This is a genomic window from Kordiimonas marina (assembly GCF_023006325.1).
Taxonomy (GTDB): Bacteria; Pseudomonadota; Alphaproteobacteria; order Sphingomonadales; family Kordiimonadaceae; genus Kordiimonas; species Kordiimonas marina.
The window spans coordinates 21342-45642 of the sequence record NZ_JAINDF010000002.1; the positions used below are offsets into that span (position 1 = coordinate 21342).

Consider the following 24301-nt stretch of genomic DNA (forward strand, 5'->3'; position numbering starts at 1 on the left):
GTGATACAATGACGAACGAACAACTGGTCTCCAAGGTCTGGAACTACGCGCATGTGCTGCGCGACCAGGGCGTTTCCTATGGCGACTATGTCGAACAGATCACCTATCTCCTGTTCCTGAAAATGGATCAGGAACGTGAGGAGCTGCTGGGCGAAACCTCGGCTATCCCTGCAAAATGGAACTGGGGCCAACTGATCAAAAAGGATGGTGACGCGCTTGAGCTGCAGTACCGCCATACGCTTGAGGCGCTTGGCAAGGAAGAGGGCCTGATCGGGACAATCTTCCGCAAGGCGCAGAACAAGCTTTCCGATCCCGCCAAGCTGAAACGTGTGGTCAGCCTGATCGATACCGAGGGCCCCTGGATCGGCCTTCAGGTGGACGTGAAAGGCGAGATCTATGAAGGTCTGCTGGAACGTAACGCCTCGGAAGTCAAATCCGGTGCAGGCCAGTATTTCACTCCGCGCGCGGTGATCGAAGCAATCGTCGCCTGTGTCGACCCTAAAATTGGCGAAACCGTATGCGACCCCGCCTGCGGCACCGGTGGTTTCCTGCTGGCGGCCTACGACCATATGAAGGGCCAAAGCCAGGATCGGGCCAAGCTCAACCAATTGCGGCATTCAGCCTTCACCGGCACCGACATTGTGGACGAGGTGGTCCGGCTCTGCGCGATGAACCTCTATCTGCACGGCATCGGCAATGGCGGTAGCCCGGTTCAGCAGGCCGATGCGCTGGCGGCGGACAGTGGCAAGCGTTTCAACGTGGTGCTCACCAACCCGCCGTTCGGCAAGAAGTCCAGCTTCAAGATCGTCGGTGAGGACGGTTCGATCACCACCGAGAAAGAGGATTACGAGCGCGAGGATTTCAAGTTCACCACCTCGAACAAGCAGCTCAATTTCCTGCAGCATATCATGACGATCATGGAGGTGGGCGGCCGCGCCGGCGTGGTGCTGCCAGATAACGTGCTGTTCGAAGCCGGACGCGCGGGCGAAGGCATCCGCAAGAGATTGCTGGAGGGGTTCAACTTCCATACCTTGCTGCGCCTGCCAACCGGCATTTGGTACAGCCCCGGCGTGAAGGCTAACGTGCTGTTTTTCGACAAGAGACCGGCCGCGCGGGAGGCTCAGACCAAGGAGCTGTGGGTCTATGATTACCGTACCAACGTTCATAAGACCCTGAAGACCAAGCGTTTGGTGGATGAGGATTTCAACGATTTTGTTGAGTGCTACCGAAAACGTGAAGAAACCGAGCGTTTCCGCCGTTTCAGCTATGAAGAGCTGATTGCGCGCGACAAGCTCAACCTCGATATCTTCTGGCTCAAGGACGACAGCCTTGAGGACCTGGAGAATTTGCCCGAGCCCGATGTGCTGGCTGCCGAGATTGTCGAAAACCTAGAAGCGGCGCTCGAGCAGTTTCGCAGCGTGAACGCGGAGCTCGCGGGTGAGGATGAATAGGTCCTAGTAGGGGAGCAGCAGTCAAACTGTGCCGCCCTCCCGAAAGCTGTATGTTTCCGAATTTTTCATGAGGTCAATCAAGGTCTTCTCTGCGTCTCCCACTTTCACATCACAGGCCTTATGCAACAAGCGCAGAGCGTGAGCATATTCGTTTCGAATATTCGTCGCGAATATGCCTGGGTCGTCACTGGCCAGAATGATGGTTGGTCTTGGCTCATCTTTGAAAGTGGGATCAAGGCCGAGCCAGCGCCGTAAATGGTGCTCACCATATCCTCTGTAAAAGGAAATGCTTACGTTGCTGGATAACATGGTTTCGATGACGACCTTGCGTCGACATACCTCTTGCAATACCACCTGCTGCATCTTGACGAGCGCTGCCGCCGGGAAGAAGTCACTCTGAATCAGCGTTTTCTCCCCGCTGGTTTTTACGCAGCGCGGCGTTTCATAAAACCGGCGGACCTGATAGGCGATAGGCGCATCTTTTTTCGCGTCGATGTGCAACGCTCGTTCGTGGGCGCTCATCGAACCTAGCTGTGGGCCTTTGTCATCAAAATAGCGAGGATCAAGATGGCGCAATTGCCAAGCCTGATGCAGTAACGGCGCAGCGCCAGCTAGGACTAAGCCCAAAAGTTCACTATCTGAAACCTTCAGGCCCACATAAATTTGTTGTACTAGTCGTGTTATTTCATCTTCTGCCTTTGCTACTACACCATGGAACTCAGGTTCCGCTCGTAGAACCGACCATGCGAACACCAGGTTATCCAGCCATTCACCTTTTTCCATGTGTATTGTCTGTGGCATGCGTTCGAGCCAAAGCTGGGGAGCGATTCCGATTGCTGTGGCGTGACCGAGTCGGTTTCCGGGCCGATAGTCGAGAAATTCGATCGCTTCCTTGACGGCTCTGATGCCTGATACAAGGTGGTTGAAGTCCTCTCCCACATGATACGTTGCGTAGGAAAGCCCGGCCTCTCGAGCGCATCTATATAGAGGTGCAAAGACCTCGGGCGGCGTATGCAGCTCGTTGCTGGCCGCATCTATGCTGTTGATGAAGTAGCGGGCGGCAGGAAATGTGCGTCTGGCGAAATCCAGATGACGCCATTGCTTGTCGAGATCATTTCGCAATCGCGCAAACCGGTGCTCCCGTTCCGGCATCTTCGTCCTAAGTTCATTTTTTTTTATGAAGTGCGCGGTCAAGCGCAATTGCAGGCCCTGTGTTTTTTGAGACAGTTCGATGGTGTCTTTTGGCAACGGCTCAGGCGTCTGCCCCATTGCGGCGCCACCATTTTCCAGGGCGAGCAGGTAGCTGCGATAACCCTTGATGATCTTTGAGAGCAGAGAAATCAGTTTTTGCCGGTCAGCTTTAGGTGCAAAACGGCCTTCGAAGATTCTGACATCGGCATGGGCCTTTGGCCCGATTTGGTGGAACCGGGCTTCATAACCATTTTCGACACTGTTTCGCGCGCCGCTGACGGTGAATTTTTGAAATTGATCAAAGCCTTTGTAGGCGATTTTTTGTACGCAGATTGGCAGGAACGTACCGTTGAGAATTAGAAGATACAGGTGTAGGGCCCGCGCGACCTGGGGGCGCAGTGTGTGCCGTCTATCCCCTAATATATCGTACAGCCGTATATACATTGCCAACTCTGCCATGGTCGGGCTTGCCCCTGGCGGCTCCGCGCCAAATGTGCGGAGCGGATGGTAACGCCATACCGGTTGCTCCGTCCCTTGTGGCCAGCCTCCGGCGATGATGGTTTGCAGATTTGGCTGAGTGTTACCCTTGTTAGCGTGTAAAGCCTCTGGGCTTTTGGTATGTCCATATGCCCAGAAACACAGGGCATGCCGGAGCCTGCGTGCTATTCTGATCCGCTCCAGCAGGAGCTCTGGGGTCAGGGTGACGTCAATCTGCAAAAGTAACTCACGCGCGATTTGTACCTCATTCAGTTTTAGCGCGTCGGGATCAGGCCCCGAGGTGAACTGCTGCTTCAGGTCAGCCGAGAACTCACCATAGCGGTCGAGGGCATGAAGCCAAACCGCATCTGCTTCCGTGGTGCCATTCAGATGGACGTGTGGATCATTATACCCACGTTCCCTACCCAGTTTTTCTAGGAGCTGGCTGTGCGGTCCGATCAGTAGGCTATGCCGGAACGGTTCGAGATGTTGGCTATAGGCTTTTCGCTCCGCGTAACTATCTCGATACCGACCGTATCGGCGCCATAGGCCAAATGCGATAAAGGGAAGTGGTGATAATTCGGCTAGCTCACCCTGCCAAGCAGCAAAGTGCTTTCTCTTCACACACAGCCGTAAACCATGCCATTCCAAATATCGGTCATGAAAGCGTTCGAACAGCGCAAAGAGATGCTCCGCCAGTGGGCCCTCTGCGGACGAGCCAGCGTTGCCGTTTCCTAGCCCAGCATCGGGCCCGCCTTGGTTGCCTACACCGCAGCCCAACAGTGCGTCTTGATATTTTCGATGAAGATGATCCGGCCAATCGGGACGTCGTCGCCATTCGGCTAAATAGACCTGCTGTTTGGCATCTGCCCATGATGGTAAAATACCGGTACTGCCCCCAGATAGGTAGGCGTTTAGAAGGGCCTGACTATTCAGTATTGGGTGCAGGGGGTAGAGGGGATCTGACAACATGGTATGACCTGTCAGCTATCTGTGGCCGTCTCGGAATCAGTCTGAATTTCCACCTCGTGCTTCCGTTTCTGCTCATCTTTGGCCACAACCTCCTCCTCCTGGTTGGCTTGTTTGTTTGACGAGTTTGTCTTAGCTGAAGGCATAGTTTTTCCCTGGATAGTGACGGCATTTAGGAGGTCGACGAGAGAGATACCTTGACCTAATTGATCCACTTGAGAGGCGTCTTTACCCACGCTGGCAGCCTCGCTGTCAGCCCCGAGCAACTTAAACTGCCACTGGCCTGGATCATAATTCGGCGCGATGCTTTTACTCTTATACAGCTTCTCGGCCTCTGCATCGAATTTCAGGAAAGGCCACCACAGAGGACAGCCTAGCACTAGCTGGGTGAGTGGTAAGTTTGAGTGATCCAAACCTTTTCCTCGGCGGGGGGCAGTGAAAATTCTCAAGTTTTGAGTAAATTGTTGATCGGTTTGGATGGGGTTTCGTCGGATCACATTGGGCCATGCTTCTGTGTCATTGGCGAGCATTTCCTCGGTAAGTATGGCATGCAAGAATGCAACGATCTGTCGATGCATTAGATTGCCAAGAAAATAGTGGCTGTTTGGAATCCTCTCCACAATGTTTCGGGAGGTTGCGACATACCGGGTCCAAATCCTGCCCCATAGCAAGGGGCTCACAGATAACTCTATTGCATCAACGCTATTTCGCCATTTGGACAACTGTTTGACTAGAGACTCAAAGATTGTGATTCCGTTGCCAAATTCTTGGGCCTTTGAATTCAGCTCGGACTCGTCGCCATCATCATTGTTGTCATCGTTCTGAGCGCGGCTATCCAATGCGATTGATGCAGAACTACGATCATCCTTTACCTGAAAGCCTGCGATAGCAGGTCTTTCAGTGTGCTCATCTAACAGTCTTGCGATGTCTGAAGTATGGGCAGAGTGGGACAATAGCTCCGCCATAAGGCCAATAAGGCGTAATGGCGATGCGACATACGCACTTTCACCATTGTTCATCATGAATTCCATGATCGGCAATTTCGCCAGTGGGCCCAGTCGATCATAAAGATTGCTAGGGGTCAGACAGAGAGGCCAGTTTGATTCGTAACCTTGTCGGAAATCGAGATAGTTTTTCATCATTTTTTGGGCCGACAAGTTAAGCAAAGCGTCAGAGCCGAGTTTCTTATAGTTGCTCGTTATGACGGTGCTTGGCGCTCGCTTACCGTATAGCAATTGAACTGACTCGTTTACGGTACCTTTGCTTTTATCTCTGTAGAGTGGGATGGCGAGGTGACTGGGGCGGAATCGGTTAGGCGTGCTTACGTCGCGCCCCATGACGTGGAAAATGCTGACAAGCCGTTCGGCGACATGGCTGGCACTGTTTAATCCAGTGGCTCCGAAAAAATCTACACTAGCCTTGAAATCGTCCCCGATGTGGACCTCTTGAATGGTGGCAAGGGAGGCAATGCGTAACATGACGCCCAGGCCTCGGTCCCGCGCTTTTTCACCGGAAAGATAAAGCGCTGAGATAAACACGAGCTGCGCTGTCCGGATATCATCATCGTCTCCCGTGCTGGCCATAAATGGGCCATCCGGGAAATGGTCTGCTCGTGCCACAATTATACTAGCAAACTGACGGGCCACCGACGAGGGATCGTCAAGCGAGAGGCTTGCGCGGTCGACACCAATGCGGTTGAGGGGGCCCACAAAAATACTTGTCAGGCTTTGAGCCACGAAGGCACGCAAACCGTTTGGCTCACTGTCCGCATACCCATGCAGAAGCTGTAGAAAAGCGCGCAACGGCTGTTCCGCTACTACCCTACGCAACAATTGAAGCTCCCGTCCCTTTCGGATACCTGTCAAGCTAGCCAGCATGTCGTCTACTAACGCAGGCAACGGTTCAGGTTGGGCCGAGGTGCTTATTTTAACTTTCACCGACCGATCTTTCCCGCGGTCGTCCAGCAACGCAGCTACGGATTTAAGATCAATACGATTTTCCGGCTTAAGGATTTTTTGCAAGTATTGGTCTTCCAGATGGTTGACCATGGCCAGCACATTGACCTGACCGTCATGTTTAAGCTGCTTTTGGCTAAAATTAGTCCACTGTCTGCTGCGAACAGCCATTGTGTAAAGGCGGAGATCACCCGAAAGAATTGGCACAAGAAAAGGAGTGGCGACATAACGGCGTAGGGTTTCCAGGACAGGCCAGCCACGTGCAAAATCCGTGTCGACATCGTCGATGGACAGTACGAAGATGGTCTTTCCTAGCAGCTCAAGACTTTTTTGCAGAAATTGGTTGAAGCTCTTTTCCAGGTCGATGCTGTTGGAAGCGTTTGCAAGCCCAGTTTCCATGATGAAAACGTCATCGTCCCATTCCGTGCCATAGAGGGCCGGGCTGCCTACGCCATCAAGCAGCTTTAGGCCCCTGGCGAGGCTCCGCTGATACTTTTTCCAGTCCTCGTAGCGGGCGTCGTCCCGGGCTTCACCCTTGATAAAGCCATCTACGCGCTTACAAACTTGGCTGACGATTACAATCAGGAAGTTTTCTCGACTGCTAATTAAGGTGGGATCAATTGGGTCTAGAATGGCCAGTCCATTCAAACCTTTATCTTTTCCTATCCCTAGCCCTGCGTCGATGCGAAGGGCTTCTAGAACATTTAGGGTGAAGGTGGTTTTGCCCGAACCGCGCGGGCCGCTTATGAGGATGGCATTATGTTGCCGGTCGTCAATGAGTGACTTGTTCCCAGCTTTTTGATTTGCATCTACTGCTGTTTTAATCCGTTCAGTCAGCAGCTCTTCTAGCGCCGCTCGAGCTTCCCATTGGATGAACTCTGCATCATCCAGTCGCCGCACCTCCTGAGGTTCTTTGAGGTCTATCACGATCTCTTTTTTTGAAACGTTTTCTTGAGAGGCGCTAATAGTTGGCATTGCTCGATTCCGTTCATAAACTCGATGAAGTGATTATCTTTACTCTGCAATTCACAACTGGCGGTTTCAATCGAAAAGTGTTGTTTGAAGAAGTTGTTGGAGGTGGGGCGCTCTTAAAGCCAGCTAGGAATGAGTTTAGCCATCGCTTATGGCAAACGAGTCCCTTCGCCTGTACAGGACGGGTACATACATTAATGTAAATAACGCGCTTCTTAGATCCACAATAATTGATCAGCAGCTCGACCAATTATTTATCGAAGGCGACAATTTCAGTAGCGAATTCCAGAATATTTTGAGTTTTGTTTCGTACTGGCGACTAGGATTGCTACATCTACTACCAAAGCAGATGCTATTTCCTGGATGACGGTAATCGTGGGGTTTCTGATGCCGCGCTCCACGCCTGAAATGTATGTACGGTGCAGGCCAGACCTAAATGCCAGCTCCTCCTGCGAAAGCCCTTGCTCCCGCCGAATCCTTGCTACATTCATACCCACTTGCCGACGAATATCCATGAGCCAAATATTTCTGGATGTTGACTATCGGTCTACAGACTATGAGTCACATTTCGATTGAAAGGCCGGAACCTGCAAGTTAACCTGGGACCTAATATTCTGGCTTTAAACAGCAGCGGAGGCATAACTATGTTCGGCAAAAAGAAAGATGCGGCACCGATCAAATCGCTCGCGCGGGTCGGGCCGATAGTACCGAGTGTGCCGGTCTTTTTTGGATCAGCGCCAGAGGGCTATGTGTTGATCGAACAGAAGGGTGTGGTTATCACCAACGTGACAGCGTCTGATCCTTTCAGCGGATCGTTCGCGGCTCTTATGCGCGAGGAACAGGGCAACATGGTTCGGGCGCTGAGCAGCCAGACCAAGGAGCTCGGCTGCAATGCGGTTCTGAATTGCCAGCTTGAGTATGGTACCTACCAGAGGCAGGGGTCGAGTTGGAACGGCATTCTGGCCACTATGTATGGCAATGCCTGTGTGCTTGAGCGGAGGCTAGTTAGGGCCGCGGTAGGGCCGTTCTGGGACTGCCCCAAGGGTATTTTTGCCGGCGGTCATTGGTTCGGCAATTGGGTCATGACTTCTCTTTTCTTCATACACACCTGAACGCAGGTGCCCTTTTCTAAAATACTCTTTTAAAATCAATATCTTAAGTTTGAATACTGGAAAAATACGAAGTATACGCTTTTGAAAACATTGAGTTTTCACCCAATGGATCAATCACTTAGCCATTTACTTATGATTTGAGAAATGAGTCGAGGGGCAGCGCGGACGCTACCCCTCCTGGAGCTATATTTTGATGGCGATCACCTCGAAGAGCTGATCGATCTGACGATGGAGAATCTTCGCATCATCAAGTCGAAGCTTTCTCAGATCATCCAAAGCCGTGTCACGTGCTTTGACCAGGAGCTCGCTAAACTCCCCTTCGTCCAACCGGTCTTTCAGCAGCTTTTCGGCGGTGGCGACTTGAACTCGAAATGCCGTCGCTACCATGATTGTGAGTGCCCGAAAGGGGCTATATTCAATCTTGCTTTGTAGCTCATTCTCGGCAGCACGGACCACCATACTGCGTCCAAACTGAGCGGGGCTCACACCCGCTTGGTCGGAGGCCTTCAGCACCTTATATTTTTGGTCTTCCGTGAGCCGGACGGTCAGCGTTTCGTGGTACCTACTCATTCGAGACTCTCCCGAATCCTAACTCCTAGCAGAAAGTCCTTTCCGAAAATTTCCGAAAGTGCCATTTCTAGGAACTTTCGTAGATCTCGCGCAGAAGAGAGGATTTGTTGAAGTGCCTGCTGATGGTCATAATCCTCCCCATGCGACATCTTCTGAAGCACGATTTGCGTCAGCAACGTTCGGGCAATCACACTTTTGGACAGACCTTTTCCGTCCGCGAGGACGGCCAACCAATCATCAACTTGCGGAGTGACGCGGATAGAAAGAGTGACAAGTTTTGACATGTTGCCCTCCTTCATACGTGCCGCGCGGGGGCGTTGGAAAGCCAGTTGTGGATCTCTTTCCGATGCCATCGAACGACGCCGCCTGAGAACCGAAGTGGTCTTGGCAAGCGCCCGGTGCGCTCCCAGCGATAGACGGTTGAGGTACTGACACCGAACAGGTTCGCAACCTCTCGGGCGGATATATATTCAGCTTTATCAGACATACAATTTTCCTATGGGGTCGAAAGCGGACCCGATGCGCTGCCAGCGCGAATCACTAGCAAGCATTGTATGTCATGGTGGAGAACGGGGAGGGTGCACCTGCATGCAGTTGCATGCAGGTGTCGATTTTTATTTTCGTGGCTGAACTTTGCGGCTCGCGTCAAAGAAGGCGCCAGCTCCTTCTCGGATGCTGCGGCATACTCGATCACCCAATTCGCCCGCGTGCGGGGTGTCCAACCGACTTTTTTCGAGAGCTTCAAGAGCGTAACGGTCCAGACTATCCAACCTATCGGCATGTACGCGCCTGTATATCTTTAGGAAGACGTTCCGGACATGAATGAAGTTATCTTCAGGCCAGTCTTTCTCCATATCGTCCAGGAAGTCGTCAATATAGTGTTGGGGAATGGCGAAGTACCAGCCAAGCTTGGGTTTTGAAATCGCCAGTATCTTCTGATCAAGCAGTGGTGTCCACGGAACCGGCTTGTCTGTCTTGGCAACACGGGTGAGGTGTAGGCCGTAGTAGTAGGCGAAGCACAGAGCGGCCAATATCCACGTAAATGCAGGCAGCGACATTGGTGGATGCCGCATGTCCTGCCCTACAGGGATTCCCTCTTGTATGAATGACCGACCCACGTCCGCAAAAAGCAGAGCAACCAACATCCAAAACAGCGTACTTACGACACCAAAGCCGAACCCCAACTTGGTATCCAAGGCAACGGTGGGTTCGTATAGGAATTTCTTTGCAAAGCTTGCCATATATCCTCCTCTCAGATGAACAAGTTCAACAACGAGATTGTCAGGCTGTGCCGCGCCAGCGAGTTCGCGAGGTTATTGCCCTGTTAGCTCAAGAAATCTGGCCTTGGCACATCCAGCGAGAACAATAATAGTACAAAACAGGAATATAGACAAAAAATAGAACAAAAAAGGTGCATATATAGAACATTTTCAGAGTGTCAGACTCTATTCATGATGCACAATCAGTGATTTGGGGGAGCGTGTGGTGCGGGAATGCACTTACTATGCACTTATCTGACGCTGCAACCGACGAGGGCTTGGGCTTTCAGTGATGTAAGTGTATGGTTTTTCTTGGAAAAATGGCGCACCCGAGAGGATTCGAACCTCTGGCCTCTGCCTTCGGAGGGCAGCGCTCTATCCAGCTGAGCTACGGGTGCATGGCCGGTAAAGTTCGCCGCGGACACTACACGCGAGCCTGCCATGATGCAAGAGCCTTCAACAGGCCCCCAGGCTGATTCTCTGTTCCCCGGATGCGGGGCAATAGGACAGCGACACTGTCCCAAGAAGGCGAAGGCTATGGAAGGATGGAAATTTCCATTATATTTCAATTTGTTACAGGTAAATTTCATCGTTCATTAAAATTTTATCCAATTGATTACCCGGGGTTAACGCCCTCTCTTTATATATCGGACCCGCGCACGATACTCGTAGGCCTTGCAAATTTTCGGGGCCTATCGGGTTAATAAAAATTCCAAGACGATGGATGGGAAAGATGTTGAAGAAATTTAACGCTTTATTCGCGGCTGTAATCGCCGCTGGTTTTGTTTTCGGGGCCTTTACCGCACCGGCTTCTGCCGCGCCGCTTGATGACTGGCGCCATGCTGTCATGAAGTCCGTGGCTAAACACCAACGCTACCCGCGTGCGGCTGTCGCCCGTGAGATTGAAGGCTCCGCGAAAGTGAAGCTGATCATTGCCGCTGATGGCACCATCACATCGAGCCAAATTCTGAAAGAGACTGGCCAGAGCATTCTGGACCGCGAGATTCCGAAGCTGATCGAGCATCTGAACCCGCTGCCTGCCCTGCCGGCTGGCACCAAGGAAATGGCACTTGTTCTGCCGCTGACGTGGGCCCTGAAATAGGGTCTCTATAGAGTTTTTGTTCTGAGTATCCTTCCTATTTGTTTTGAGTATAAAATGGCCGTCCCTTGGGGCGGCCATTTTTCTTGTCTAACTAAAGTGAAACGAAGCACGAGAACTAGGTAAAATTGTCTGAATACCGCCATTTATTTAACGGTTAGGTCTTATAAGTAACTATTCGTTAAGGGGTTGCCGGATATAGGAGCGAGCCAATAAATTAAACTCCTGTTTTGGATGCCAAAGACATGACGATTGCCCCCTTTATCAAGACCCTTACCGCCGCTGCGCTTCTGAGTGTTTCGCTTGCGGGCACCGCCTATGCCGGTGCTGCTGACATGAAAGCCTGGCGCATTTCCGTCGTAAAAGAAATTGCCAAGAAGCAGCGCTATCCGCGTGCGGCCCAGGTCCGTGAGATCGAAGGCACCGCGAAAGTGAAGATCGTGGTTGCGGCCGACGGCACCATCAAGTCGAGCGAAGTCCTGCAGCCGACCGGCAAAGACGTTCTCGACCAGGAAATTCCGAAACTGCTCAAGCGGCTTACGCTGCCTGCGCTGCCTGCTGGCGAAAGTGAAATGTCGCTGGTCCTGCCGCTGAGCTGGACCCTGCGCTAAGCCCCTGTCGGCATATTGTTTGAAGAAAAGGCCGCTCCAATTCGGGGCGGCCTTTTCTGCTAGGTTGGGTGATGGCCGGTGCGATCAGGCGACGCGGTCGGATACTGCGCGCCCGAACGGGATCAGCGTGGTGTCGCGCGCGACTTCCGCGGTTTCCGGGTAGTCGGCGGTATAATGGAGCCCGCGTGATTCCTTGCGCATCTGCGCCGAGCGGACGATCAGGTCCGCGACCGTGACGAGGTTCCTCAGTTCCAGAAGGTCGGCGGTCACGCGGAAGTTGCCGTAATATTCCAGGATCTCGCTCTGGAGCAGGTCGATGCGGTGTTTGGCACGCGCCAGCCGCTTGTCGGTGCGGACGATGCCGACATAGTCCCACATGAAACGGCGAAGTTCCTTCCAGTTGTGGGTGACCACAACTTCCTCATCCGAATCGGTGACCTGGCTTTCATCCCAGTCCCGTGCGGTGGCGGGGCCGATCATGTCATCAAGCCGGGCGAGGATATCATCGGCGGCGGCATTGCCGGTCACCAGGCACTCGAGCAGGCTGTTGGAGGCCATGCGGTTGGCGCCGTGAAGGCCGGTGTGGGCGCATTCGCCGACGGCATAGAGGCGGTCGAGCCCGGTGCGGGCTGAGAAGTCCACGTCGACGCCGCCGCAGGTATAGTGCGCCGCCGGTACCACCGGAATCATATCCTTGGTGATGTCGATCCCGAGCGTCAGGCAGTGGCGGTAGATGGTCGGGAAGTGGGAGATAACGAAATCGGCATCCTTGTGGGTGATATCCAGATAGACGCAGTCCTGACCCGTGCGTTTCATCTCGCTGTCGATCGCGCGGGCGACAATGTCACGCGGCGCAAGTTCCTCGCGTTTGTCATAGCCGGGCATGAAGCGTTTGCCGTCCTTGCCGCGTAGAACCGCGCCCTCGCCGCGCATCGCTTCGGTGATCAGGAAGGTCTTGGCGTCGGGGTGATAAAGGCACGTCGGGTGGAACTGGTTGAATTCCATGTTGGTGACCCGGCAACCCGCCCGCCACGCCATGGCGATGCCGTCACCGGTGGAGGCATCGGGGTTCGAGCTATAGAGATACACCCGGCTCGCGCCGCCTGTTGCCAGGATGGTCGCGCGGGCGGAGAAGGTCTCTACCTGGCCCTTATCCAGATTGAGCACGTAAACGCCGTGCGCCTGGTCGGTATAGGCGGCCTTGTTCTTCAGGTGGCGGTTGGTAATGATGTCGATCGCCATATGGTTCTCATAGACGTCGATGTTGGGTTCATGCATCACCTGCTCATTGAGGGTTTTTTGCACCGCGCGGCCGGTGGCGTCGGCGGCATGGATGATGCGCCGGTGGCTGTGGCCGCCTTCGCGGGTCAGGTGGTAGTCGTAGCCGTCTTCGTGGCGGGTGTCGGCCTTGTCGAACTCGACACCGAGGTTGATCAGCTTCTCGATCGCCTCACGCCCGCGTTCAACCACATAACGCACGGCGTCTTCGTGGCAGAGACCGGCGCCCGCGATCAGCGTGTCGTCGATGTGGGACTGGATCGAATCGGTAGCCTCGAGCACGGCGGCGATGCCGCCCTGTGCCCAGCGGGTTGACCCCGCGGCCATTTCGCCTTTCGACAGCACCGCAACGCGCATATGCGGCGCGAGCTTGAGGGCCGCGGTCAGCCCTGCGGCGCCGCTGCCGACGATGACGACATCATAGGTGCGTCTCATGCTGCTTCCTGTCCATCCTTGTTTTTGCTGCTGGTGAGCTGCAGGAAGATATCTTCGAGGTCGGTCTCCTGCGTGGAGATATCCAGGATCGTGAGACCGGCGTCCTGCACGGCGGCGAGAACCTGGCCGACGTTGGCGTTGGCCTGGTTGATTTTAACCGCAAGCCGGTTGTCTTCCAAGAGCTCGGTCGAAAACGCCGACAGGGCTTCGGGGACGGCGGTCAGTTTTTCGGTGAGCTCGATGATCACCTGCTTCTCATCCACGCGCTTCAGAAGCTGCTTGGTCGGCTCGCACGCCACCAGTTCCCCATGGTTGATGATGGCGATGGTGTCGCAAAGCTCCTCGGCTTCTTCGAGATAGTGGGTGGTCAGCACGATGGTGGTGCCGCGGGCATGAAGCTCGCGCACATAGTCCCACAGTTGCTGGCGAAGCTCGATATCGACGCCGGCGGTGGGTTCATCCAGCACCAGGATCGGCGGGTTATGCACCATGGCTTTGGCGACCAAGAGGCGGCGTTTCATGCCGCCTGACAGGGTGCGCGAATAGGCATCCGCCTGCGGCAGCAGATGCACGGCCTTCAGGAGGTCCTCGGTGCGGCGTTCCTCCGGCGGGACGCCATACATGCCGGCCTGCACCTCGAGCATCTCACGCGGGGTGAAGAAGGCATCGAACATCAGTTCCTGCGGCACGATGCCGATATTGGCGCGCGCGTTCCTGGGGTTTTCGTCGATATCGAAGCCCCAGATTTTGGCGCTGCCCTCGGTTTTATTCACAAGGCCTGCGAGGATATTGATGGTGGTGGATTTCCCGGCGCCGTTCGGGCCCAGAAGGCCGAACATGGACCCTTGCGGGATATTGAGGTCGATGCCCTTGAGTGCCAGCTTGTCCGGGGACCCGTGCCGACCCTTGTAGACCTTCTTCAAGCCTTTGATTTCAATTGCATTTTCACTCACACGCCATTCCTTCCGTACTGGTTACCGGCCGCCGCTTTTGTCAGGAGCCTTCGTGCGGTTCTGTCTCACCGCTTGTCGGCTCTTCCTGCCTTCGTTATATAGGGTCCAATCCTAACAGTATCAGAGATTAGTGCCATGAGCGTTGAAGCACCAGAAATCAAAATTGTCGACACACGTAAAGTTTCCTGTGACGGGGACGAAGGCCCGCTCGGCCACCCGCGTGTGTTCCTGACCATGGACGAAGAAGGCAAGGTCGAATGCCCATATTGTGACCGCCTGTATATTTTGCAAGGCGGCCCGTCGGACAAGACCGCAGCCAAAAGCAAGTAACACCAGGTTAGCACCCCGGCGGGATCCATGTGACCAGCCGGGGTGTTGCATAGGTCCGCGCACCGCGGGCGAAACAGGGGGATCCCCATGTCTGAGCCAGCGGACGGCCAAAAACACATCTATCTCGTTGACGGTTCCGGTTTCATCTTCCGGGCCTATCATGCCCTGCCGCCGATGACGCGCAAGGACGGTACGCCGGTGAATGCGGTGTACGGTTTCTCCAACATGCTGTTCAAGCTGTTGCAGGACCTGGGCGAGAATGAAAAGCCGACCCACCTGGCGGTGATCTTCGATGCCGCGCGCAAGAATTTCCGTAATGATATTTATGCGGACTATAAGGCCCATCGGCCGCCTGCGCCCGAGGACCTCGTCCCCCAGTTCAGCCTGATTCGTGACGCTGTGGTCGCCTTCGGGGTGCCGTCGATCGAACTTGAAGGCTATGAAGCCGATGACCTGATCGCGACCTACGCGGCCGAGGCGCGCAAGCGCGGCTGGAAGGTGACGATCGTCAGTTCCGACAAGGACCTGATGCAGCTTATCGATGACGATACCGAGCTGTTCGACAGCATGAAGAACGTTCGCATCGGTTATGACGGCGTGGAGGCCAAGTTCGGCGTGACGCCGGACAAGGTGGTCGATGTTCAGTCGCTGGCGGGTGACAGTGTCGATAACGTGCCCGGTGTGCCGGGGATCGGCATCAAGACCGCGGCCCAGCTCATCAATGAATATGGCGACCTCGACACGCTTCTTGCCCGCGCGGGTGAGATCAAGCAGCCGAAGCGGCGCGAAAGCCTGATCGAACATGCCGAGATGGCGCGCATCAGCCGCGAGCTGGTGCGCCTCGCCAAGGATGCGCCGGTTGAGGTCGGGCTCGATGACTTCACGGTGCATGAACCGGAAGCCGGCCCCCTGCAGGCGTTCCTGGACGCGCAGCAGTTCCGCTCCTTGAAGGTCAAGGTCAACCATCACTATGGCCATGACCTCGCCGCCACCGACCCGGTCAGCGACGCCGTGACGGTTGAGAAGACCGAGTATGTGTGCGTGACCGACATGGACGCGCTCAAGGGCTGGATAAAGGCAGCGACCGAGGCGGGGCAGGTGGCGGTCGATACCGAAACCACCGGTCTCAACACCTCGAAGGCTGACCTCGTCGGCGTGTCGCTTTCCATCGAGCCCGGCAAGGCCTGCTATATCCCGGTCGGCCACGGTGTGATGGGCGGGGACCTGCTCGCTGAAAAGCCCAAGCAGATCGATAAGGCTGAGGCCCTTGCCGCGCTGAAGCCGCTCCTTGAAGACCCTGCGGTCCTGAAGATCGGTCAGAACCTTAAATATGATATGTCGATCCTCGCGCGCGAAGGCATCGACCTTCACCCGATCGACGACACCATGCTGATGTCCTATGCGCTCGACGCGGGCCTGCACGGCCACGGCATGGATGAGCTTTCAAGCCTGCATCTGGACATTACGCCGATCCCGTTCAAGGACGTAGCGGGCACCGGCAAGAAGCAGATCACCTTCGATCAGGTCCCGCTCGATAAAGCCACCGACTATGCCGCCGAGGACGCGGATATCACCGGGCGGCTCTACCGCATCCTGAAGCCAAGGCTGGCGCCTGAGCAGGTGACGACCGTTTATGAAACGCTGGAGCGTCCCCTGGTGCCGGTCCTCTCGGCGATGGAACGTGCGGGCATCAAGGTGGATGTGGCAGAGCTGAACCGGCTGTCGAATGAGTTCGCGACCGGTATCCAGAAACTGGACGAGGAAATCCAGAAACTGGCGGGCCGCCCGTTCAATGTGGCGTCACCCAAACAGCTTGGCGAAATCCTGTTTGAGGATATGGGCCTCAAGGGCGGCAAGAAATCCTCCAAAACCGGCGCCTGGACCACCGACGCCGAGGTGCTGGAAGGGCTGGCGAACGAAGGCCACGAACTGCCCGCGAAGGTGTTGCAGTTTCGACAGTTCGCCAAGCTCAAAAGCACCTACACGGACGCGCTGGTCGCCCAGGTCAATGACCGCACGGGCCGGGTGCACACGAGCTATCACTTGGCGGCCACCACCACGGGGCGGCTGTCCTCCAACGACCCGAACCTGCAGAATATCCCGATCCGGACCGAAGAAGGCCGCAAGATCAGGAAGGCCTTCATCGCCGAGAAGGGCAATGTGCTGATCGCGGCCGACTATAGCCAGATCGAACTTCGCATCCTCGCCCATATCGCCGGGATCGACGCGCTCAAGGAAGCGTTCGAGAAAGGCACCGACATTCACGCCATGACGGCGTCCGAGGTGTTCGGCGTGCCGGTTGAAGGCATGGACCCGATGGTGCGCAGGCAGGCCAAGGCGATCAACTTCGGCATCATCTACGGCATTTCGGCCTTCGGGCTCGCGCGTCAGCTTGGCATCAGCCGCGGTGACGCCCAGGGCTATATCGACGCTTATTTCGAGCGCTTCCCCGGCATCCGCCACTATATGACCGAAACGGTCGACGGCGCGAAGGAGAAGGGCTACGTCAGCACGCTCTTTGGCCGCAAATGCCATATCAAGGCGCTCACCGACAAGAACCCGATGAAGCGCGGCTTCGGCGAACGCGCCGCGATCAACGCGCCGATTCAGGGCACGGCCGCGGATGTCATCCGCCGCGCGATGATCCATATGCCCGCAGCGCTCGAAGACGCGGGGCTCACGGATGTCCGTATGCTTCTGCAGGTGCACGATGAACTGGTGTTCGAAGCCCCCGAAGGCCTGGCCGAGAAGGCTGTGCCCGTGATCCGGGAGACCATGGCCAACGCCTGCGCCCCGGCGCTTGAGCTTACGGTCCCGCTTATCGTAGACTGCGGTATCGGTAAGGATTGGGAAGAAGCGCACTGAGCCACCTGAAAGCCGCTCTTATCTGTCTTCTGCTCCTGGTAACTACACCAGCGGCGTGGGCTGGCGGCGTGCTCAGCGACAATATCCGGATCGATAGCAAAATCCTCGGCTATGCGCTGCAATATCGGGTCTACCGGCCTGAAGGCGTGGCCGCCAAGGCCCCGCTTCCCACCGTCTATGTCACCGACGGCCAGTGGTACCTGAAGGACGGTGGGTTCAAAGAAACCCTGGACAGGATGATCGCATCCCACGTCATCACCCCGGTGATGGCTGTGTTTGTCGACGCCCGCAACCCGGACAAACCCGCTGAGAACCGACGGAACGACCAGTTCATGTGCAATCAGGCCTATGCGAACTTCTTCGCGGGTGAATTGGTGCCGACGGTCGAAGCGCATTTCGCCGCGCTTGCGAACCGGGACCATAGGCTGATCATGGGGCTATCGTTTGGCGGGCTTAATGCCGGCTGCTTCGGCCTGATGGTGCCGTCCGTCTTCGGCAAGATCGCCATGCAGTCACCCGCGAGCGACAAGCATGTGAAACTTCTGATGGGTCTTTATAAGAACAACCCTGTCCAGCTCGTGCGCATGTTCCTGAGCGTGGGCAAGAAGAAGGACAACACCAGCGCCGTGCGCCGTTTCCATAAGCTGCTCGTAAAGAAAGGCTATGATGTCACCTACAAAGAGGTGCCGTACGGCCACGAATGGGCCAACTGGCGCCCGCTCATTGATGACGTGCTCACCACCTTCTACGGGACGGCGAAAACCGGCTGAGACTTGAGGAACGCGTGTCTGCCGTGGTAAGCGGAGAATAGCTATCCGCATTTCCGCCCATCGCCAACGCCCGGAACCTCGCCCATGCTGCCTCATAAAAACCAGACCCTCAGGGTCGTGCTTATCCTTGGCAGCGTAACCGCGCTTACGCCCTTGTCGGTCGACATGTACCTGTCCACGTTCCCGGCGATTGCGGCGGACCTCAAGACCGATATGTCGCATGTGGAGCTGTCGCTGACGCTGTTCTTTATCGGGATCGCCACGGGCCAGCTTTTCTTTGGGCCATTGTCCGACCGGTTCGGGCGCAAGCTGCCGCTGATGGGTGGGCTGCTTCTGGCAGCGCTTGCTTCTTTCCTGTGCGCGGTGACGCCGGATATCGGTTCTTTCATCGGGTTCCGTTTTGTGCAGGCGTTGGGCATCTGCGCAGGCACGGTGATCGCCCGGGCGATGGTGCGGGACATGTTCGATCACCATGAGGCGGCGCGGTTTTTCTCGCTGCTTATGCTGGTGATGGGGCTTGCGCCGATCCTGGCGCCTGCCGCGGGGAGCATCCTCAGCCGCTTTTTCGGCTGGCCCTCGGTGTTTTATTTCATCATGGCGGCGGCGCTTCTATGCCTTGTGGCCGTGTTGGTCCTGTTGCCGGAAACACAGGCACCCAACCGGTCGGTCCGGCTGACCAAGGTATTCCATACCTACTTGGATATCCTCAGGAACCCAGGCTTCCGCCACTATGCGCTTGCCGGGGCGTGCGCTCAGGCGGGCATGTTCGCCTATATTACCGGCAGCCCTTACGTCCTGATCGATTATTTCGGCGTTGCGCCCGAACATTTCGGCCTGATTTTCGGCTTGAACGCTGTTGGTCTCATCGGCTTCAGCCAGCTCAACCGCTATCTTCTCAAGCACCATGATTTCAACCGCATCCTCCGGGTCGCATTCTCGGTGATCCTGTTTGCGGGGCTGGGGCTGATTGCCGGGACGATTTTCAATTTCGGGCTTGTGGGCGTGGCGCTGCTTCTGTTCGCCTATGTCGCCTCCCTTGGCATGGTGATGCCGAACGCCCTTGCCGGCGCGCTTGCGGAAGAAGGCGGACGGGCGGGTGCCGCGTCCGCGCTGGCCGGGTCGTTGCAATTCTCGGCGGCGTTCGTGTCATCCGGCCTCATTGGCCTCATCCATGCCACGTCCCCGGTGCCGCTTATGCTGGTCATGGGGGTATGCGGCACAGGCGCGTTCGTTATTTCCCGTCGGCGTACGGTGGCCTGAAAAGACGGTCCAGCCTAGCCTTCAAACGTGTGGTACAGCGCCAGGTACAGTGCGGCTGATACCAGGGCCGAGACCGGCACGGTTATCACCCAGGCGGCCACGATGGTGAGAAGCTCGCGCCGTCTGACCAGGCGGCGCCGTTCACGCGTGCGGGCCACATTGGGTGACAGCTTCTTGGTGTTGCCATTGCTGTTGTTGCTCAGATATTCCCGCAGGAAGCCAACCCCGAAAACACCGCCCACGGCAATGTGGGTGGAGGAAACGGGCAGTCCCAGCCAGCTGGCTGCGATAACCGTGATCGCGGCGGACAAGGCCACGCAGAAGGCGCGCATCTGATTGAGCTTGGTGATCTTCTCGCCGACCGTGCGGATCAGCTTCGGGCCGAATAGCATCAGGCCGATCGAGATACCAAGCGCGCCGATGACCATCACCCAGAAGGGCAGGGCGATCTTGGCCGTGCCTGCCACGGTGCCAGTGGCGGCGGTCACGATAGCGGCCAGCGGTCCGACCGCGTTGGCGACATCGTTGGCGCCGTGGGCGAAGGACAGCAAGGCTGCCGATCCGATGAGCGGAATGGTGAATAGCGTCGCGACCGACTTGCGGCGGTTTTCAAGGCCACGGCAGGCTCCGGCGATGACCGGACGGGTGATGACCCAGGTGATGGCGGCCGTTCCCAGGGCGATCAGCCACAACATCCCGGGACCCGCGTGCCAGATATGCTTAAGGCCCTTCATCACCAGATACATGGCGAAGGCGCCGGTCATGATGGCGACAAGCACCGGCACCCAGGTGCGTGAGGCGGCGAGCTTGTCTTCCTTGAACAGGATCATCTTCTTGATAAAGAGGAGGAACCCGGCGGCGATCAGGCCGCCCATCAGGGGTGAGATCACCCAGCTTGCGACAATCGCCCCCATCTTCACCCAGTCGACGCTGGACGCCCCGGCAGCCGCGATACCGGCGCCGACCACACCGCCGACGATGGAATGGGTGGTGGAAACCGGTGCCCCGAACCAGGTGGCGAGATTGAGCCACAGGGCGGCTGCCAGCAGCGCAGACATCATGGCCCAGATGAAGACCATCTTATCTTCCACCCCTTTGGGGTCGATGATGCCTTTCTGGATGGTGGAGACCACGTCACCGCCCGCGATCAGGGCGCCACTGGCCTCGAAAATGGCGGCAATGATCAGGGCGCCGACCATGGTCATGGCGCGCGACCCGACCGCCGGTCCGATATTGTTGGCGACATCGTTGGCACCGATATTCATCGCCATATAGGCGCCGACGACCGCCGCGGCGACCACGAACATCCCAAGGTGGCCATTGCCCTGCGCGAAGGCCGCATAGAGAAGCACGAGCACCAGAAAGATGATCGCCATCCCGAGATTGGTCAGTGATTGATGCTCTTTCGCCAGCCCGGCCCGGAAGCTCTGCACCTTCTTGAGGTCTACATCAACCTTGTGCGGCTCAATAGACATGCCTTCCCCCCTATTTCTGATGGGCGATCGCCCAACAGACCGCCCTCAGCAACAGGCTGTCATAAATATGTAATAATGTCGACCTTCGGGGGTGCAGGTGCTGTGTGACCGGGGTTTCCGGGAGCCAAAGAAAAAGGGCGGCCAAAGCCGCCCTTCTCCAGATCTTGTCTGCGGGTCTTAGTATTTGACCCGGAGCGTAACACCGTAGGTGCGCGGGTCGCCGATGTAGGCATTCAGGCTGCCGCCCGGAATGGTCGAATCGAACGTGTCGAGCACATAGTGTTCATTGAGGAGGTTGCGGGCCCACAGTTGCAGGCTCCAGTTCTGGTCCTGACGGCCGAGGCCGAAGCTTGCGCCGACAAGGGCGTAGGCATTCTGCTTCTGGCGGGCATCCTGTGCGACCGACAGGCGCTGGTCGCCTTTATAGTAGAGCTCGCCGCGGACGAAATATTCCAGATCGTCATTGATCGGCTGGGAATAGGTCGCCGTGACGTTGCCGGTGAATTTCGGAACTTCCGACAGGCGGACGCCCGAGAGGTCCTGAACCGGACGAACCACACCCTGGTCGTTGGCAACGAAGGTACAGCCTTCGGTGTTGTAGGCCGGGCACGGGCCGTTGGTGTAGTTCTGGTATTCCGCTTTCCACAGCCAGGTGAAGCCGGCGGTCAGCAGCAGTTCAGGCGTTGCCTGGAACTTGCCGTCGAATTCAAGGCCTTGTACCGCAGCGTCCACGTTACCGGGCACGAAGGACGACCCGGTGAAGATGTTTTCCTGGAAGCCTTTGATCTTCTCATCGAAGAGCGCGAAGTCCAGGCTCATCCGGCGGTCCATCAGGCGGGCTTTCATGCCGAGTTCGTAGGAAGTGGTGACTTCCTTGTTGAACTTGAAGCTGCCGACGCGGACAGCGGCACTGTCGAGCGCATAACCGCCAGCTTTGAAGCCGCGGCTGTAGCTTGCGTACATGGTGACCTGATCGCTCATCTCATAGTTGGCGATGAGGTTGCCGGACAGTTCATTGTCGGTGAAGCTGTCGTCAACATTCGATGCCGGCGGGAAGAATTGCAGCGCCGTCAGGCCCAGAAGCGGGTTGTAGGTCGGCGTCAGCGGATCGGTTTGCGGGCCGCCGGACTGAACGGTCTTCACAGCTGCCGCGTTGGCATAGGCCTGGGCGGTGGCCGCCTGGACGTAAGCCGCCGGATACCCGGCTGCGGTCAGTTGCGCCTGGACGCCACCGGCGAAGACCGGTGCCCACAGGTCGATCATGTTGAGCGCGGCAAACGGGTCGTTGATGACGATATCCGACACCATCGACTTTTTCTCACTGGTGTAGCGCAGGCCGCCGGTCAGGGTCAGCTTGTCATTGAGGTGCCAGTCAAGCTGGACAAAGCCCGAATAGGACTGGTTGTCCTGGTTGAAGAGGCCCTTGAGCTGGCCGGACCCATCAGCAAGGAAGGTGCCGGACGGCAGGCCAAGGCCGGCTTCCAGGTTGGTGATGGCGTTGCCGGTCAGGAGGTCGGCGAACGGCCGCAGGGCGGCGCCCTGTACCGTGGAGTTATTGGCGCTCAGGTTCTGCTTGTAATAGTAAACGCCGGCCATCCAGTCGATCGGGCCCGAGGTTTTGGAGGTAACGCGCAGTTCCTGGGTGAAGGTGTTGTAGGACTGGTCGAGCGTGCGGTACTTGTTCAGCTGCAGGTCCGAGAAGTCGGCATCGATATTCTGCTTTTCCTTATAATCGCGGTAAGCCGTGATCGAGGTGACGCTGAAGGTATCGAAGTCCAGGTCCAGCTGGCCGGAAACCCCCCAGTTTTCAACATTGCCTTTGACGGCGCCGTTGATGTGGGTGTTGCCGCTGAACGGATGGGCGCCCTGTACCTTGGACCCCATGACGGTCAGAACCTGTTGGGTTGCGTCGGTCACCAGATAGAAGGGGGCGGCGCAGCATTCTTCATCAAGCTTGTTATAGTCGGCGATAATGCGCAGCTTGGTGCGGTCGTTCGGCTCGAACAGCATCTGGCCGCGGAGGCCATACCGGTTGCGCTCATTCAGCTTGCGGCCGTCATCGTTGGTGAAGATGCCGTCGCGCTTGTTGAGGTTGGCGTCGAGGCGGAAGGCCAGCTTGTCTTCGATGGCCGGCAGGTTCACAGCCGCCTTGGCAACGGTGGCGTTATAGTTGCCATAGGTGAACTCGCCTTCGACGAACGGCTCGTAGGTCGGTTCCTGGGTAATGATGTTGATCACGCCAGCCGAGGTGTTCTTGCCGAAAAGGGTCGACTGCGGGCCCCGCAGCACTTCCACGCGCTGGATGCCGAGGAAGTCGTTGACCGAGGCGCCGTTCCGGGAGCGGTAAACGCCGTCAACGAAAACGCCGACAGCCGGCTCGATACCGAAGTTGAAGGTGGAAGATCCGATACCGCGGATCGAGAAGGACGTGTTCGAGGCCGAAGCACGCTGGGTTACAGCCAGGCTCGGCATCAGCGTCTGCATGGCGGTCAGGTCGCGGATCTGCGCCTTCTCCATGCTCGCGCCGGTGAGCGCTGAAACGGCAACCGGGGTCTCAAGCAGGGTTGCTTCCCGCTTCTGTGCGGTTACGACGATTTCTTCAAGGCCGAAACCGGCCTTGTCCTTTTTGGTCGACTGGGTGTCCTGCGCCATTACCGATACGCTGGCACCCATGACAGTAGCCATGGCGGCTCCAAGCATCAGACGGTTACGCCAAACTTGTTGTCCGTACTTTTTCATGATGGTCCTTCCCATTTTTCCCTCCCCGGAAATTCTGCATCGGTGCCGCCTGTCATGAATGAACGGTCGCTCATCCCCGGGCAGGACTGACATAGGGCAGCATCGCAGACTTATCCGGACGTCTGACTATTTCATGGGGGTCAACAGATGGGGGATGAATGCCTGCCGGACGACGCTAAAACCGACCATGGTCTTCCGACGCGGATTCACCTTTCCTCCCTTGCTCCCTGAAATCGCGCTTGGCTGGTAGAGGCCAGGGTCGCGATTTAGCCGAATATTGCCCGCCTCTTTCCGTAAACGTCAAGCGGATCACAAGGTTATTTTCAAGATTTGCCGGGTAGGTGTTACCCCCCAACCACAGCCATGGCTGGTAAAAAATCGGTACACTATAACGCGGAGGCCAGAGTTCCGTAACGTCACAGAGAATCGCTGGTTTCGGTTTGCGCGAAAGATAGGCCTGAGAAAAAATATTCGTGAAAATAATCTATCGATGAGCCGGGGGGCCGCCAATGTCCCTTTTGGGCGGGTTT

19 protein-coding genes and 1 tRNA gene are annotated in these 24301 nt (G+C 56.5%); 8 read left to right on the forward strand and 12 right to left on the reverse strand.

All coding sequences use genetic code 11. From position 1 onward, the window contains the following. The first annotated feature begins 8 nt into the window (after positions 1 to 8). Positions 9 to 1451 (forward strand): type I restriction-modification system subunit M, encoded by a 1443-nt coding sequence (locus K6118_RS03165; protein ID WP_247118771.1) that lies wholly within the window; start codon positions 9 to 11, stop codon positions 1449 to 1451. Positions 1452 to 1472: 21 nt separating this feature from the next. Here the strand turns inward: K6118_RS03165 and K6118_RS03170 are convergent, their stop codons facing one another. The 3 genes from K6118_RS03170 to K6118_RS03180 form a co-directional block, all read right to left on the reverse strand. Beyond that, complete coding sequence (locus K6118_RS03170) at positions 1473 to 4091, reverse strand: amidohydrolase family protein (protein ID WP_247118772.1); 2619 nt, start codon at positions 4089 to 4091, stop codon at positions 1473 to 1475. Positions 4092 to 4102: 11 nt separating this feature from the next. After that, a complete protein-coding gene (locus K6118_RS03175) occupies positions 4103 to 7018 on the reverse strand; it encodes a hypothetical protein (protein ID WP_247118773.1) in 2916 nt (971 codons plus the stop codon). Positions 7019 to 7287: 269 nt separating this feature from the next. Further along, positions 7288 to 7530: a helix-turn-helix domain-containing protein gene (locus K6118_RS03180; RefSeq protein WP_343269901.1), complete on the reverse strand. Its 243-nt coding sequence runs from the start codon at positions 7528 to 7530 to the stop codon at positions 7288 to 7290. Between the two features lie 129 nt (positions 7531 to 7659). Here K6118_RS03180 and K6118_RS03185 point away from each other — a divergent pair, with 129 nt between their 5' ends. After that, positions 7660 to 8127, forward strand: a complete 468-nt coding sequence (locus tag K6118_RS03185; protein ID WP_247118774.1) for a hypothetical protein — start codon at positions 7660 to 7662, stop codon at positions 8125 to 8127. 183 nt (positions 8128 to 8310) lie between these two features. On the opposite strand, the gene K6118_RS03190 is transcribed toward K6118_RS03185, so the two are convergent. From K6118_RS03190 to K6118_RS03205, 5 genes are all read right to left on the reverse strand, one after another. After that, the gene (locus tag K6118_RS03190; RefSeq protein WP_247118775.1) at positions 8311 to 8697 is read right to left on the reverse strand and encodes a hypothetical protein; all 387 of its coding nucleotides are present in this window, start codon (positions 8695 to 8697) and stop codon (positions 8311 to 8313) included. Continuing rightward, entirely contained in the window at positions 8694 to 8981 is a 288-nt protein-coding gene (locus K6118_RS03195; RefSeq protein ID WP_247118776.1) for a hypothetical protein, read from the reverse strand. Before K6118_RS03195 ends, K6118_RS03190 begins: the two co-directional genes overlap by 4 nt. 11 nt (positions 8982 to 8992) lie before the next feature. Continuing rightward, positions 8993 to 9184 carry a helix-turn-helix transcriptional regulator gene (locus K6118_RS17605; RefSeq protein ID WP_425531534.1) on the reverse strand — a complete coding sequence of 64 codons (192 nt, stop codon included), beginning with the start codon at positions 9182 to 9184 and terminating at the stop codon, positions 8993 to 8995. A gap of 127 nt (positions 9185 to 9311) precedes the next feature. Then, positions 9312 to 9938: a hypothetical protein gene (locus K6118_RS03200; RefSeq protein WP_247118777.1), complete on the reverse strand. Its 627-nt coding sequence runs from the start codon at positions 9936 to 9938 to the stop codon at positions 9312 to 9314. Between the two features lie 339 nt (positions 9939 to 10277). Further along, positions 10278 to 10354, reverse strand: a tRNA-Arg gene (locus K6118_RS03205). Between the two features lie 335 nt (positions 10355 to 10689). Here K6118_RS03205 and K6118_RS03210 point away from each other — a divergent pair. Next, positions 10690 to 11058, forward strand: a complete 369-nt coding sequence (locus tag K6118_RS03210) for an energy transducer TonB (RefSeq protein WP_247118778.1) — start codon at positions 10690 to 10692, stop codon at positions 11056 to 11058. 242 nt (positions 11059 to 11300) lie between these two features. Further along, entirely contained in the window at positions 11301 to 11666 is a 366-nt protein-coding gene (locus tag K6118_RS03215; protein ID WP_247118779.1) for an energy transducer TonB, read from the forward strand. Positions 11667 to 11750: 84 nt separating this feature from the next. Here the strand turns inward: K6118_RS03215 and nadB are convergent, their stop codons facing one another. Both nadB and K6118_RS03225 read right to left on the reverse strand, forming a co-directional pair. After that, complete coding sequence (gene nadB / locus K6118_RS03220) at positions 11751 to 13379, reverse strand: L-aspartate oxidase (RefSeq protein WP_247118780.1); 1629 nt, start codon at positions 13377 to 13379, stop codon at positions 11751 to 11753. Continuing rightward, entirely contained in the window at positions 13376 to 14332 is a 957-nt protein-coding gene (locus K6118_RS03225) for an ABC transporter ATP-binding protein (protein ID WP_247118781.1), read from the reverse strand. Before K6118_RS03225 ends, nadB begins: the two co-directional genes overlap by 4 nt. Positions 14333 to 14467: 135 nt before the next feature. Here K6118_RS03225 and K6118_RS03230 point away from each other — a divergent pair, with 135 nt between their 5' ends. From K6118_RS03230 to K6118_RS03245, 4 genes are all read left to right on the forward strand, one after another. Then, the gene (locus K6118_RS03230; protein ID WP_247118782.1) at positions 14468 to 14662 is read left to right on the forward strand and encodes a zinc-finger domain-containing protein; all 195 of its coding nucleotides are present in this window, start codon (positions 14468 to 14470) and stop codon (positions 14660 to 14662) included. Positions 14663 to 14749: 87 nt separating this feature from the next. Beyond that, on the forward strand, positions 14750 to 17527 hold the full coding sequence (gene polA, locus K6118_RS03235; protein ID WP_247118783.1) for a DNA polymerase I: 2778 nt from the start codon (positions 14750 to 14752) through the stop codon (positions 17525 to 17527). Next, the gene (locus K6118_RS03240) at positions 17509 to 18297 is read left to right on the forward strand and encodes an alpha/beta hydrolase (protein WP_247118784.1); all 789 of its coding nucleotides are present in this window, start codon (positions 17509 to 17511) and stop codon (positions 18295 to 18297) included. Before polA ends, K6118_RS03240 begins: the two co-directional genes overlap by 19 nt. Positions 18298 to 18381: 84 nt before the next feature. Next, positions 18382 to 19557, forward strand: coding sequence for a Bcr/CflA family multidrug efflux MFS transporter (locus K6118_RS03245; protein ID WP_247118785.1), 1176 nt, complete (start codon positions 18382 to 18384; stop codon positions 19555 to 19557). 14 nt (positions 19558 to 19571) lie between these two features. On the opposite strand, the gene K6118_RS03250 is transcribed toward K6118_RS03245, so the two are convergent. Both K6118_RS03250 and K6118_RS03255 read right to left on the reverse strand, forming a co-directional pair. Beyond that, entirely contained in the window at positions 19572 to 21032 is a 1461-nt protein-coding gene (locus tag K6118_RS03250; RefSeq protein WP_247118786.1) for an inorganic phosphate transporter, read from the reverse strand. 177 nt (positions 21033 to 21209) lie between these two features. Further along, positions 21210 to 23717 carry a TonB-dependent receptor gene (locus K6118_RS03255; RefSeq protein WP_247118787.1) on the reverse strand — a complete coding sequence of 836 codons (2508 nt, stop codon included), beginning with the start codon at positions 23715 to 23717 and terminating at the stop codon, positions 21210 to 21212. Between the last annotated feature and the right edge of the window lie 584 nt (positions 23718 to 24301).

What these genes read in the sequence shown, in the direction of transcription:
- K6118_RS03255 (WP_247118787.1), bottom strand. Translation starts at nt 23,717, where the DNA reads ATGGCTACTGTCATGGGTGCCAGCGTATCGGTAATGGCGCAGGACACC.
- K6118_RS03230 (WP_247118782.1), top strand. Translation starts at nt 14,468, where the DNA reads ATGAGCGTTGAAGCACCAGAAATCAAAATTGTCGACACACGTAAAGTT.
- K6118_RS03180 (WP_343269901.1), bottom strand. Translation starts at nt 7,530, where the DNA reads ATGGATATTCGTCGGCAAGTGGGTATGAATGTAGCAAGGATTCGGCGG.
- K6118_RS03215 (WP_247118779.1), top strand. Translation starts at nt 11,301, where the DNA reads ATGACGATTGCCCCCTTTATCAAGACCCTTACCGCCGCTGCGCTTCTG.
- K6118_RS03170 (WP_247118772.1), bottom strand. Translation starts at nt 4,091, where the DNA reads ATGTTGTCAGATCCCCTCTACCCCCTGCACCCAATACTGAATAGTCAG.
- K6118_RS03195 (WP_247118776.1), bottom strand. Translation starts at nt 8,981, where the DNA reads ATGTCAAAACTTGTCACTCTTTCTATCCGCGTCACTCCGCAAGTTGAT.
- nadB (WP_247118780.1), bottom strand. Translation starts at nt 13,379, where the DNA reads ATGAGACGCACCTATGATGTCGTCATCGTCGGCAGCGGCGCCGCAGGG.
- K6118_RS17605 (WP_425531534.1), bottom strand. Translation starts at nt 9,184, where the DNA reads ATGTCTGATAAAGCTGAATATATATCCGCCCGAGAGGTTGCGAACCTG.
- K6118_RS03245 (WP_247118785.1), top strand. Translation starts at nt 18,382, where the DNA reads ATGCTGCCTCATAAAAACCAGACCCTCAGGGTCGTGCTTATCCTTGGC.
- K6118_RS03200 (WP_247118777.1), bottom strand. Translation starts at nt 9,938, where the DNA reads ATGGCAAGCTTTGCAAAGAAATTCCTATACGAACCCACCGTTGCCTTG.
- K6118_RS03210 (WP_247118778.1), top strand. Translation starts at nt 10,690, where the DNA reads ATGTTGAAGAAATTTAACGCTTTATTCGCGGCTGTAATCGCCGCTGGT.
- K6118_RS03165 (WP_247118771.1), top strand. Translation starts at nt 9, where the DNA reads ATGACGAACGAACAACTGGTCTCCAAGGTCTGGAACTACGCGCATGTG.
- K6118_RS03185 (WP_247118774.1), top strand. Translation starts at nt 7,660, where the DNA reads ATGTTCGGCAAAAAGAAAGATGCGGCACCGATCAAATCGCTCGCGCGG.
- K6118_RS03190 (WP_247118775.1), bottom strand. Translation starts at nt 8,697, where the DNA reads ATGAGTAGGTACCACGAAACGCTGACCGTCCGGCTCACGGAAGACCAA.
- K6118_RS03250 (WP_247118786.1), bottom strand. Translation starts at nt 21,032, where the DNA reads ATGTCTATTGAGCCGCACAAGGTTGATGTAGACCTCAAGAAGGTGCAG.
- K6118_RS03175 (WP_247118773.1), bottom strand. Translation starts at nt 7,018, where the DNA reads ATGCCAACTATTAGCGCCTCTCAAGAAAACGTTTCAAAAAAAGAGATC.
- polA (WP_247118783.1), top strand. Translation starts at nt 14,750, where the DNA reads ATGTCTGAGCCAGCGGACGGCCAAAAACACATCTATCTCGTTGACGGT.